The sequence below is a fragment of the Aeromicrobium sp. CF4.19 genome, from assembly GCF_051262555.1.
Lineage (GTDB): Bacteria > Actinomycetota > Actinomycetes > Propionibacteriales > Nocardioidaceae > Aeromicrobium.
This window is the reverse complement of the sequence record NZ_JBIMEU010000016.1, coordinates 1-11348: the sequence shown is the minus strand read 5'-3', so window position 1 is coordinate 11348 and position 11348 is coordinate 1. Positions and strand designations below refer to the sequence as shown.

The window sequence follows — 11348 nt, the reverse complement described above, 5'->3', positions numbered from 1 at the left end:
CGAGGAGCGAAGCGACGAGAGGCGGCTGCGCGCGGAGCTCTGCGGAGCGCGCAGAATGAGCGCGAAGCGAAGCGAGCGCGGCCGCCTACCACCGCGTGATCAGCAGCACCTGCACCACGACGGCAATCGTCACCTGCAGCAGCAGGAGCGGCCGCACCCAGCGGCTCGGGAGCAGCGCACCGACGGCCACCACCCACACCGTGAAGGGCAGCCAGATGCGCTCCACCTCCGCCTTGCTCATGCCCGAGAGCGTGGCCAGGGCGATGGTGATCAGGCCCGCCGTCACGAGCACCGCCACCGCGTCGTGACGGGTCTGGCGCAGCCGTTGCCACAGCGCCGGGAACGCCGCCCAGGTGGCGACGCCGGCCGTGAAGGTCCACGCCGCGACGCTGCCCCACACCCAGTACCCGTAGGGCCGCTCGGAGGCGATGCCGTCCTGGTAGCGCTCCCGCAGCACCGGGTAGGCGTCCCACCACGCGAACCCGAGCACGGCGAACGCGCCGGCCACCACGAGCGCGGCCCCGGCGGCCCACGGCAGGGGGCGCCACGTGCGGGCCAGCCACAGGACCGCGAGGGCCAGGACGCCCAGCAGCACGAGCCCGTAGGAGAGGAAGACGCAGTAGCCGAGCAGCGCCCCGGCCCCCAGCGCGGCTGGGACGCTGCCCCGCACGCCGGCACGGGCCAGCAGGTACAGGCCCCAGGCGCCGATCGCGGCGAACATCCAGTCCGCACTGACCCCGGCCCACACCACCAGCGGAGCCATCGCGAGCCACGGGCCCGCACGCCGTGCGACGTCGCGATCCCCCAGCTCGTCGATCGTCAGCATCACCGCCGCGACGGCACTGGCCCCGATCGTCACCACGGCCATCGCGATCCAGAAGCCGCTCGTGACGCCCAGGCGGTCCAGCCACACGAACGGCAACAGGGCACCGGGCGGGTGCCCCGCGACGTGGATCGGCCAGTTGTCCTGCGCGCCGGTGGGGATGCGGTCGATGAACTCGGCCAGCATCGCCGGGATGTCCGTGACCGTGCGTGCCGTCGTCGGGTACTCGCTGCTGCGCTCCATGACGCGACCGAGTCCGTAGGGTCCGTCACTCAGGGCCAGCGCCAGCGTCCACGCCCACGACGCTCCAGCCGTGGCTGCCACGGCACCCGGCCACGGCAGCCGCTGCACGAGGGTGGGGAGCGAGATCGCGAGGACGACGCCCAGCAGCGCGGCGGGAACGATGCGAGCGTCGAAGCGCGGACCCCACACGGCGTGCAGGGGCGGCCAGTGGACGCGGACGTCGCTGCCGATGACGTAGGCCGCCACGGCTGCGGTCACGACGAGCAGCACACCGGTTGCGGCGGACACGACGGACGCGGTCCCGAGCCGTCGCTGCTGCATGGCCGCCAGCCTAGGCCGTGTTGGGAAACCCCACGCGCCGTCTGCACGCCCGCGCATCCGCGCTGACGGCGTTCTCGGTCCTCGCGAGACAACACCCGGCATGGCTTCGGCCCGCCCCCTCACTCGCTCCGCTCGCGGGAGGTACCCCCAGGCCTTGTCAGCCCAGCGCGGCTGACGCCCAGCCGACTGCGCGGAGTTCCCCAACACGACCTAGTCAGACCGGTGGAACGGCGTCGTGATCGTCCTGCAACCACGGCCCCCGTAGGTTGTAGGGATGCTGGAGGCCACCGCGACGTGCGACATCGTCATCCCCTGCCGCGACGAAGCGGCCGCCCTGCCCCTGGTGCTGGCTGACGTTCCCGAGGGCTTCGCGGTCGTCGTCGTGGACAACGGCTCCAGCGACGGCACCGCCGACGTCGCGCGAAGCCTGGGCGCCCGGGTGGTCCAGGAGCCACGCCCCGGCTACGGAGCCGCGGTCCACGCCGGGATCGAGGCCGCCACCGCCGAGTACGTCGCCGTCGTCGACGGTGACGACTCCATGACGATCGCCGACCTGCCCGGACTGCTCGCCGTCGTGCGGTCCGGGGAGGCCACGATGGCCGTCGGACGCCGTCGTCCTGTCGCCCGCGGCGTGTGGCCGTGGCACGCCCGCGCCGGGACCCTGGTGCTGGCCACGTGGCTGCGTCGCTCCAGCGGGTTCGGCATCCACGACCTCGCCCCGATGCGGGTCTCTCGACGTGAGGACCTCCTTGCGCTCGACGTGCAGGACCGGCGCTTCGGCTACCCGCTCGAGCTCATGATCCGGGCCTCGCGCGCCGGGTGGAGCGTCGTCGAGCGGGACATCGACTACCGGCCCCGCGCCGCCGGCACGACGTCCAAGGTGTCCGGCTCCCTGCGCGGGACCCGACGGGCGATCACCGACTTCCTGCGCGTGCTGAGGACGGTCTGATGGGCGCCCCCACCGTGCTCGTCGTCGCCAAGGCCCCCGTTCCGGGTCTGGCCAAGACCCGCCTCGCCGCCACGGTCGGCGACGACACCGCCGCCGACTTCGCGGCCGCCGCCCTGCTGGACACCCTCGAGGCCGCCCGGGCCACCGGGTGGCGCGTCGTCGTCTCCATGACGGGCGACCTCGACGCGGCCGCCCGCCCCGGCCAGCTGCGCGAGGCGCTGGAGTCCAGCGTGGTGGTCCATCAGCACGGCAACACCTTCGGCGAGCGGCTCGTCCGGGCCCACGCCGATGCCGCCGAGGGGCACGGCGTGGTGCAGGTCGGCATGGACACTCCGCAGGTCACGGCCCAGCAGCTGCGCGAGGCCGGCGAGCTCCTGCTCGACCATCGCGCTGTGCTCGGTCACGCAGAGGACGGCGGGTGGTGGCTGCTCGCTCTCCGGGAGCCCGGCGACGCAGCACCGTTGGCCCACGTGGAGATGTCCACGGAGCGGACGGGTGCGGACACCGAGGCAGTCCTGCCCCGCCCGTTGGCGCAGGTCTGCCCGGCGCGGGACATCGACGAGTGGCAAGATGCGTTCATGGTGGCGTCGACCTTCGTTCATCTCAGAGCGTCGGCCGTCGTACGAGAGACGGGGGTACAGCGGTGACCGCTGAGACGATGGTGGTCGTGACCACGACGGACGCGCTCGATGCGGCGTTCTCCGGGATCGGGTGCTGGTTGCTCCAGCCCGACGGGCGTTCCAAGCCCCTCTCGGTGGACCGGTGGCGCCTGCCCGCCGACGCGGACGACCTCGCGCTCTTCCTGGACACCGCCCCGGACGAGCGCACGCTCGACATCGGCTGCGGACCGGGACGGCTCGCCGCTGCCCTGACCGCTCGCGGCGTGCCCTCGCTCGGCATCGACATCTCCGGCGAGGCGGTCCGTCAGGCTCGCGACCGCGGCGCCCACGCGGTCCAGGGCGACGTGTTCACCAGCCTCATGGATGCCGGGCGGTGGGACCGTGCTCTGCTCGCCGACGGGAACATCGGCATCGGCGGCGACCCGGTGCGACTCCTGCACCGCGTCACCGAGCTCATGCGCCCCGGGGGTCGCGCCGTCGTGGAGGTCGCCCAGCACGGCGTCGGCGTCGTCACCGAGAAGCTTCGGCTCAAGGTCGGGCAGGACCTCACGCCCGGGTTCCACTGGTCGGTGGTCGGCGCGGACGCCATCGGCGAGGTCGCCGACGAGGCCGGTCTGGACCTGGAGGAGATCCGCGTCTCCGGCGAGCGCCGGGCCGCGGTGCTCAGGAGCCGGCGCTCGGTCTGAGCACCGGACGTGCTCGCCGTACGGCGAGCAGGCCCAGCACCGCGACGCCGAGCCACCACACCACGGTGAGCGCGAGCCACCAGCCGACGTAGGGGCGGTTCAGCAGCGTGTCGTTGTCCGGCACGCCGCCCATCCCGAGCAGCACGTTGGCCGTGGCGATCGTGACGGTGCCCCACACCAGCAGCCCGACGGTCGCGGCGGAGCGAGCCGGAGGTGGGACGAGCCGCCTCGCGACCACGACCACCAGGATCGTCAGCGGGGCGAGCAGGGCATCGTGCACGAGGACACCCCCGGCGAGCCACAGGAACGTCGAGACCAGCTGGCCGCCGTCGAGCTCTCGCAGGTTGACCAGGCCGATGAGCACGAGCAGGATCCCCGCCGCACCGATCGCCAGGCGAGCGGCTCTCATGCGACCACGTCCTCGAACGGGCCACCACGGGAGCGCTGCGAGCTGCGACTCATGCCTGCACCTCCAGCCGCGTGACCCACTTCGTCTGCAGGACGCCCGGCCGGTTGGGCGCGATGAGGCGGCATGGGAACCCGTGGTCGAGGGCGAGCGTCTCGCCGTTCAGCCGCAGGGCGAGCAGCGTGCGCGGGTCGGCGACGACGTGCTCGCGCAGCTCCGACGCCGCGAAGGCCCCACGCGTCTGCAGCGACCGGACCACGACGTCGAGACCGGGCGGGACGCCTGCGGCCTCGAGGACGTCGCGCACCGGCACGCCCGTCCAGTCCGCCGACCGGCTCCACCCCTCCACGCAGGCGATCGGCAGCCGGTGCGTCTGCTGCCCCATGGCCAGCAGGTCGTCCCGTGTGAGGACCGTGACGTCGCCGCGATGCTCGACCTCCAGGCGCCAGTCGTCCGAGAGTGCCGTGCCGGTGACTCCTGCCTGCCGAGCCGTGCGGTTGACCGGGAGGTCCTGCGGGCCGTCGCCGTCGCGCACCCCCAGCACGGAGATCCGACGCAGCGGGGTGACGGACTGCCCCACGGTCAGGATCGTGGCACCCGCCGAGGCCAGGAGCGTCGCACCGACGATCGTGCGTCGCGAGGGCCCCTGGGCCTCCTCGTCATCCGGCGGGACCCCCAGAGCCTCGCGGATGACCGGCAGCTTCACGGCGACGTGCACGAAGATCGAGCCGACGGCGAGCCAGGCGACGGCGAAGTGCGTGCTGCGGAAGCTGAACTCCCACGGATACCACTGCACGACGTTGAGGACGCCACTGACGAGCATGAAGACCGCCGAGGCCACCAGCAGCGCGACCGAGCCGCGCTCGAGCGCGTGCACCAGCAACCGGCGGGCGCCGCGTGGGGGCCGCTGGAACAGCCGCGGGAAGACCGACCACAGCTTCACCAGGAGCAACGGGACGGTCGCCACGCCGGTCGCGACGTGCACGCCTTGGGTGACGCGGTACAGCGAAGCGGGGGACGTCGGGATCGTCAACCACTGCGGCGTGTCCTGCTGCAGGTGCGACCACAGCCCGGTGAGCAGGCACACCCCGAACGCCGCCCCCAGCCACAGCCCGAGTCGCGAGGCGGTCCGCGGACCACGCAGGCGGTCCTCGAAGTCCTCGACGCGAGGCAGTCTCATGGAGCACATCCTCGCACCACCTGACAGGGTGGACACATGAACGAGTGCCAGCTGGGGGTACCCCCGCGAGATTCCCGACGATCTGAAGACGGTCCGACGAACCTGCGAGCAGGGGGCGAGGACGCGACCGCATGACCGACCGACCTGACGTGGCCGTCATCGGCGGCTCCGGCTTCTACACGTTCCTGGACGACGCCGAGTCCTTCGAGGTGGACACGCCCTACGGCAAGCCCTCGGCGCCGGTCGTCGTCGGCACGGTCGACGAGCGCCGTGTCGCCTTCCTGCCCCGGCACGGCCGCCACCACGACTTCCCGGCGCACCAGGTGCCCTACCGCGCCAACCTCTGGGCGCTACGGAGCCTCGGTGTGCGCCAGGTGCTGGCTCCCTGCGCGGTGGGTAGCCTCAAGACCGAGCTGGGGCCCGGCAGCCTCGTCGTGCCCGACCAGCTCGTCGACCGCACGACCGGCCGAGCGCAGACGTACTTCGACTCCGGCGCCTGCCACATCTCCTTCGCGGACCCGTACTGCGACCGGCTCCGCGGCTCCCTCCTCGAAGGTCTCGCCGAGCACGACCCCACCGACGGCGGTGCCATGGTCGTCATCGACGGCCCACGTTTCTCCACGCGCGCCGAGTCGCAGTGGTACGCGGCGCAGGACTGGTCGCTGGTGAACATGACCGGCCACCCGGAGGCGGTCCTCGCCCGGGAGCTGGCGCTCTGCTACGCCGCCGTGGCGCTCGTGACCGACCACGACGCGGGGGTCGACGCCGGCGGCGGGGTCAGCCAGGCCGAGGTGTTCAAGGTCTTCGGCGAGCACACCGAGCTGCTGCGCTCGGCCCTGCGAGGGATCGTGTCCGGGTTGGCACCGAGCACCGAGGGGGGCCGCGACTGTGCGTGCCCGCACGCCGTCGACGGCATGGACCTGCCGGTGAAGCTGCCGTGAGGATCCTGCTGACCGGGGCGGCCGGGTTCATCGCCGGACACGTCGCGGAGGTGGCCCGCGAGCGCGGCCACGATGTGCTCGGGCTGGACATGTACCTCGACGCCGCCCACGGCCCGGACGCCACGCGCGACCCGGCGATCCTGCCGCTCGACCTGCGGCACGACGCCCTCGACGAGCACCTCGCGGACATCGACGTCGTCTGCCACCAGGCTGCGATGGTCGGCAACGGCGTCGACGCCCAGGACCTGCCCGCCTATGCCGAGCACAACGACGCCGGCACCGCGCACCTGCTCGCGGCCATGGCCCGCGTCGGCGTCGCCGACCTCGTCCTCGCGTCGTCGATGGTCGTCTACGGCGACGGCCGCTTCACGTGCCCGGACCACGGTGACGTCCCGCCGGCGGTGCGCCACGAGGAGGACCTGTCCGCCGGTCGTTTCGACCCGCGCTGCCCGGTCTGCGGCGGCGACATCACCTGGCGGCTCATCGACGAGACCACGCCTTTCCTGCCGCGCACCAGCTATGCGGCGTCCAAGGTGGCGCAGGAGCACTACGCCTCGGCGTGGTGCACGCTCGAAGGCGCCCGGGCGGTCGCGCTGCGCTACCACAACGTCTACGGGCCGGGCATGCCTGCGGACACGCCCTACTCCGGGGTCGCGGCGATCTTCCGCTCCGCCATCGCCCGCGGGGAGGCCCCTCGCGTCTTCGAGGACGGCCAGCAGGTGCGCGACTTCGTGCACGTCCGCGACGTCGCCCTGGCCAATGTCCTGGCGATCGAGCAGGTGGCCGACCATCCGCAGGGCGTCACGCCCTACAACGTCGCCTCGGGCACGCCGTTCACCATCGGCGAGATGGCGAGCACCCTGGCCGGGGCCGCCGACGCCACGGAACCGGAGCTGACCGGTGACTACCGGGCCTTCGATGTCCGCCACGTGGTCGCCTCGCCCGAGGCCGCAGCGCACGGTCTGGGCTTTCGTGCCCAGATCTCCCCGCACGAGGGCATCGCCCAGCTCGCCACCGCGGCCCTGCGCACCCGCTGAGCCGACGCACCCGCGACCCCCAGCTGCACGGCTTTCTTCCAGATGCACGGAGAGCAACCCGTGCATCTGGAAGAAGACCATGCAGGTGTGCTGGTTCCCATGTCGACATGGGAATCAGCACGCCCCGGGATCAGATCAGGCCCTTGTCCTCCAGCCAGTCGGTCGCGGCGGTGGCCGGGGCGGCCTTCTCGTCGCCGTCGACCCGTTCGTTGAGGGCCAGCAGGTCCTTGGTGGTCAGCTCGGCCGAGATGGCGTCGAGAACGTCCTCGACCTCGTCGCTTGCCTTCTCCTCGTTGATGAGCGGCACGACGTTCTGGGCGGCGATCATGTTCTCCGGGTCCTCCAGCGTCACCAGGTCGTTGGCGACGATCGAGGGGGTCGTGGAGTAGATGTTGGCGACGTCTGCCTCGCCGCTGACGATCGCGTCGACCGTTGCCGGCCCACCGCTGTCGCTGACCGGCACGAAGTCCTCGGGGTCGGTTGAGACGCCATAGACGCGCTCCAGACCCGGGACGCCGTAGGAGCGGGTCTCGAACTCGGGGTTCCCGGCCACACGGAGCCCGTCAATCTTGCCGAGGTCACCGATCGCCGCGAGGCCTTCTTCCTCGGCGAGCTCGCTCGTGACGTTGTAGGAGTCCTTGTTCTCGGCCGCCGACTCCTCCAACGTCTCCAGCGCCTCGGGCAGGGCCTCGTCCAGGGCCTCGTCGATCGCCTCGGCCGTCGTCGCCTCCGACTCGGGGTCGAAGTAGAGCAACAGGTTGCCGGTGTACTCGGGGATCAGGTCGATCTCGCCGCCCTCGAGCGCGGGAATGTAGGCCTCGCGAGCACCGATCTGCATCTGGCGCTGCACGTCGACGTCCTCGGCCTCGAGCGCCTGGGCGTAGATCTCGGCGATGACCTCGTTCTCGTTGAACCCGGCCGAGCCGACGATGATGGAGTCGGCGTCGCCCTCGGTGGGGTCGCCGCCGCAGGCTCCGAGCACGAGGGCTGCGGCAGCAGCCCCGGCCACGATGCGGCCCAAGGCATGGTGCGTGGTGGACATGTCACTCCTAGGTGGTGGGGGAGGTGGAGGTGGTGGAGGTGGTGGAACGTGCACGGCGAGTCGTGGCAGCCTGACCCGGCCGAGCTGCCCGCCCGGCTGCGCCTTGGGCCAGGGCGAACAGTCCGTCCAGGGCGAGCGCGAGCGCCACCACGACGATGGAGCCCGCCACCATCTGTGGATAGTCGCGCACGGCCTGGCCGTCGAAGATGTAGCGGCCGAGGCCGCCCAGCGTGACGTAGGCAGCGACGGTGGCCGTGGCCACCACCTGCAACGTCGCGTTGCGCAGACCGCCGATGATGAGGGGCAGTGCGATGGGGACCTCCACCGAGCGCAGGATCTGCCACTCGGTCATCCCCTGCGCCCGGGCCGCGTCGACGGTCTGGGGATCGACGTCCTCGATGCCGGAGTAGATGCCCGCGAGCAGCGGGGGCACGGCGAGCAGGACGAGCGCGAGGATGGGTGCGGTGAGACCGATGCCGACCAGCAACGTGAACCACGTGAGGACGCCCAAGGTGGGCAGGGCACGAAGGGCTCCGGTGACGCTGATCGCCGCGGTGCGGAATCGTCCGGTGTGCCCGATGTACAGGCCGAGCGGCACGGCGACCGCCGCGGCTCCCAGCATCGTCAGTCCGGTGTACCCGAGGTGCTCCACGACGCGCGTCGGCACGCCGGTACCACCGGTCCAGTTCGCGCCGTCCAGCAGCCAGTCAGCGGTGTCGGTGATGACGCTCATCCGGAACCTCCTCCGCCCAAGGGCGACGTCTCGGGCCCACGGGCCGCCAGACGGCGCCACATCGAGCTCGTCGGACTCGATGCCCGGGCCACCGACCACGGCATGAGGACGCGTCCCAGAAGCACCAGCAACGCGTCGAGCGCGAGCGCCAGGACGACGATCGCCACGAGCCCCACGAGGATCTCGGTGGTGAACTCACGCCGGTAGCCACTGGTGAACAGCGACCCGAGGTTGCTGACCCCGATGAGCGCGCCGACCGTGACGAGACTGATGGTGCTGACGCTGACCACCCGCACGCCGGCCAGCAGCACCGGCCCGGCGAGCGGGAGCTCCACGAGGAACCCCCGTTGACCCGAGGAGTACCCGGTGGCCGTCGCGGCGTCCAGCACGGCCGGGGAGACCGCGGTGAACGCGTCCGCCGAGGTCCGGACCATGATCGCGAAGGCGTAGATGCTCAGCGCGATGATGACGTTCAACGGGCTCAGGAAGCCGGTGCCGATGATGCCCGGCAGCAGCACGAACAGGGGCAGCGACGGGATGGTGTACAGGATGCTCCCGCCCGTGAGGAGGAACCCGCGCAGGCGCGGGTGCCGGCTGGCGTACCAGCCCACGGGCACCGCGAGCACGAAGCCCACGACGATCGGGATGATACTCAGCCAGGTGTGCTGCCAGAAGTAGTCGAGCACCACTTCACGGTTGTCCCATGCCCAGGTCATCGCGAGATCACGCCTTCGCGGGGTCGGCCAGGACGCCCGTCGCCTTGCCGGCGGCGTCGACCACCACCTGACGGCCCTCGCGGTCCTCTACGTGCAGGGCACGGCTGCCCTTGTCCAGCCCCACGAAGCTGCGGACGAAGTCGTCGGCGGGCCGGGCGAGGATGTCTGCGGGGCTGCCGACCTGCGCCACCTCGCCCCCGGTCTTGAGGATGACGACCTGGTCACCGAGCAGGAAGGCCTCGTCGATGTCGTGAGTGACGAAGACGATGGTCTTGCCGAGCTCGCGCTGGAGCCGGAGCAGCTCGGCCTGCAGCTCGTCGCGCACGATCGGGTCGACCGCGCCGAACGGCTCGTCCATGAGCAGGATGTTGGGGTCGGCGGCCAGCCCCCGGGCGACGCCGACGCGCTGCTGCTGGCCACCGGAGAGCTGACCCGGGTACTTCGCTGCGTGCGACTCGTCCAGACCGACGGTGTGCAAGACCTCCAGCGACCGCTCGCGCGCCACCTTCGTGTCGGTCCCGTTCAAGCGCAGCACGGTCGCCACGTTGTCGATGACCTTGCGGTGGGGCAGCAGCCCGGCATGCTGCATGACGTAGCCGATGCTGCGCCGCAGCTGCACGCGATCGCGCGCGGCGACGTCCTCGTCATCGATCAGCACCTGCCCCGCGGTCGGCTCGACCATCCGGTTCACCATCCGCAGCAGGGTGGTCTTGCCACAGCCGGAGGACCCGACGAGGACGGTGGTGGTGTGGGAGTCGATCGTGAGGTCGAACTCACCCACTGCCTGGGTGCCGTCGGGGAAGGTCTTGGCAACGGATCGGTACTCGATCATGGGGCTCCTCGCCGCGCCGTGGGCGCGGGTCCGTGGGGTCTGGGTCGGTCCGGCTGCAGGACAGTCTTCACCGCAGACGCTCCATCGGCAATCGGAAGGTCGGTACGTCGCCCCCCGGTCGGGGGTGACGCCCGACCGGGGTCGCGGCTTCCACATCGATGATCATGAAGGTCGCCGAGGACAGAACACGTCTCGCCGCCCCCTGGAGGCCCGGCTGCCGCACGCTCCCAGGCCTCCTGCGCCCGTACGCCGTCCGGCCCGCGGAGGGCCCGGACTCGGGTTAGGCTGGTCCTTGCCCTCGTCCGGGGGCGCGCCGAGCGAAGGGGGACACCATGCGTCTCGTCGGACTGGCTCTCGCCGCCGCCGCGGCCTTCTGGTACGCCAAGCGACGTCGTCAAGGGACTGCCGCGGTCGTCGGCGCCCCGGCGACGCCCCGGCCCGTCTCGACCCCCGGGGTCGTCCCGGGCGGTTCCGCGAAGGCAGGCCCACGCCCCGACACCTCCGATGGAACCGAGGCCGCCACCCGCACCGGTCTGGACGCCTCCGCCGGCTGGGACGACAGCACCAACGAGCCGACTCGTCGTGGGGCCACCCACCCTGATCCCACGGCTCCTGGCCTCTCGGGAGACGACATCCACGGGGTGGCCGCCTGGGACCGACCCAGCTGATCGAACGCCCTCGACCCGTTTTGGTCGGCGTCGCGGCGATGGGCTACGATTGCGTTCGCGGTTCTGCCGCAAGCGTCCAGGCCCCGTGGCGCAGTTGGTTAGCGCGCCGCCCTGTCACGGCGGAGGTCGCGGGTTCGAGTCCCGTCGGGGT

General features: G+C 71.8%; 13 protein-coding genes. 6 read left to right on the top strand and 7 right to left on the bottom strand.

Annotation, left to right across the window (positions count from 1 at the left end; translation table 11 throughout):
• Positions 1–85: 85 nt before the first annotated feature.
• Positions 86–1387, bottom strand: a complete 1302-nt coding sequence (locus ACHAAC_RS17365; protein WP_435717625.1) for a hypothetical protein — start codon at positions 1385–1387, stop codon at positions 86–88.
• A gap of 274 nt (positions 1388–1661) precedes the next feature.
• Between ACHAAC_RS17365 and ACHAAC_RS17360 the strand changes: the two genes are divergently transcribed.
• Genes ACHAAC_RS17360 through ACHAAC_RS17350 form a run of 3 tightly spaced genes read left to right on the top strand, consistent with a single transcriptional unit; the run spans position 1662 to position 3642 of the window.
• Positions 1662–2336 carry a glycosyltransferase family 2 protein gene (locus ACHAAC_RS17360; RefSeq protein ID WP_435717623.1) on the top strand — a complete coding sequence of 225 codons (675 nt, stop codon included), beginning with the start codon at positions 1662–1664 and terminating at the stop codon, positions 2334–2336.
• A complete protein-coding gene (locus tag ACHAAC_RS17355; RefSeq protein WP_435717621.1) occupies positions 2336–2983 on the top strand; it encodes a TIGR04282 family arsenosugar biosynthesis glycosyltransferase in 648 nt (215 codons plus the stop codon). The genes ACHAAC_RS17360 and ACHAAC_RS17355 overlap by 1 nt, the downstream gene beginning before the upstream one ends.
• 20 nt (positions 2984–3003) lie before the next feature.
• Positions 3004–3642, top strand: a complete 639-nt coding sequence (locus tag ACHAAC_RS17350) for a class I SAM-dependent DNA methyltransferase (RefSeq protein WP_435717619.1) — start codon at positions 3004–3006, stop codon at positions 3640–3642.
• On the opposite strand, the gene ACHAAC_RS17345 is transcribed toward ACHAAC_RS17350, so the two are convergent.
• A complete protein-coding gene (locus tag ACHAAC_RS17345; protein WP_435717618.1) occupies positions 3620–4051 on the bottom strand; it encodes a hypothetical protein in 432 nt (143 codons plus the stop codon). The genes ACHAAC_RS17350 and ACHAAC_RS17345 overlap by 23 nt on opposite strands.
• A gap of 49 nt (positions 4052–4100) precedes the next feature.
• Positions 4101–5228: a molybdopterin-dependent oxidoreductase gene (locus ACHAAC_RS17340; protein ID WP_435717616.1), complete on the bottom strand. Its 1128-nt coding sequence runs from the start codon at positions 5226–5228 to the stop codon at positions 4101–4103.
• A 131-nt stretch (positions 5229–5359) separates the two neighbouring features.
• Here ACHAAC_RS17340 and ACHAAC_RS17335 point away from each other — a divergent pair, with 131 nt between their 5' ends.
• On the top strand, positions 5360–6169 hold the full coding sequence (locus ACHAAC_RS17335; RefSeq protein ID WP_435717615.1) for an S-methyl-5'-thioadenosine phosphorylase: 810 nt from the start codon (positions 5360–5362) through the stop codon (positions 6167–6169).
• Positions 6166–7206 carry an NAD-dependent epimerase/dehydratase family protein gene (locus ACHAAC_RS17330; RefSeq protein ID WP_435717614.1) on the top strand — a complete coding sequence of 347 codons (1041 nt, stop codon included), beginning with the start codon at positions 6166–6168 and terminating at the stop codon, positions 7204–7206. Before ACHAAC_RS17335 ends, ACHAAC_RS17330 begins: the two co-directional genes overlap by 4 nt.
• Positions 7207–7336: 130 nt before the next feature.
• Here the strand turns inward: ACHAAC_RS17330 and ACHAAC_RS17325 are convergent, their stop codons facing one another.
• The 4 genes from ACHAAC_RS17325 to ACHAAC_RS17310 are packed head-to-tail and all read right to left on the bottom strand — an operon-like array spanning position 7337 to position 10529.
• Complete coding sequence (locus ACHAAC_RS17325; protein WP_435717612.1) at positions 7337–8248, bottom strand: ABC transporter substrate-binding protein; 912 nt, start codon at positions 8246–8248, stop codon at positions 7337–7339.
• Positions 8249–8255: 7 nt separating this feature from the next.
• Positions 8256–8981 (bottom strand): ABC transporter permease, encoded by a 726-nt coding sequence (locus ACHAAC_RS17320; protein ID WP_435717610.1) that lies wholly within the window; start codon positions 8979–8981, stop codon positions 8256–8258.
• On the bottom strand, positions 8978–9697 hold the full coding sequence (locus ACHAAC_RS17315) for an ABC transporter permease (RefSeq protein WP_435717608.1): 720 nt from the start codon (positions 9695–9697) through the stop codon (positions 8978–8980). The genes ACHAAC_RS17320 and ACHAAC_RS17315 overlap by 4 nt, the downstream gene beginning before the upstream one ends.
• 7 nt (positions 9698–9704) lie before the next feature.
• A complete protein-coding gene (locus tag ACHAAC_RS17310; RefSeq protein ID WP_435717606.1) occupies positions 9705–10529 on the bottom strand; it encodes an ABC transporter ATP-binding protein in 825 nt (274 codons plus the stop codon).
• Between the two features lie 332 nt (positions 10530–10861).
• Between ACHAAC_RS17310 and ACHAAC_RS17305 the strand changes: the two genes are divergently transcribed.
• Positions 10862–11197 carry a hypothetical protein gene (locus ACHAAC_RS17305; protein WP_435717604.1) on the top strand — a complete coding sequence of 112 codons (336 nt, stop codon included), beginning with the start codon at positions 10862–10864 and terminating at the stop codon, positions 11195–11197.
• The last annotated feature ends 151 nt before the right edge of the window (positions 11198–11348 follow it).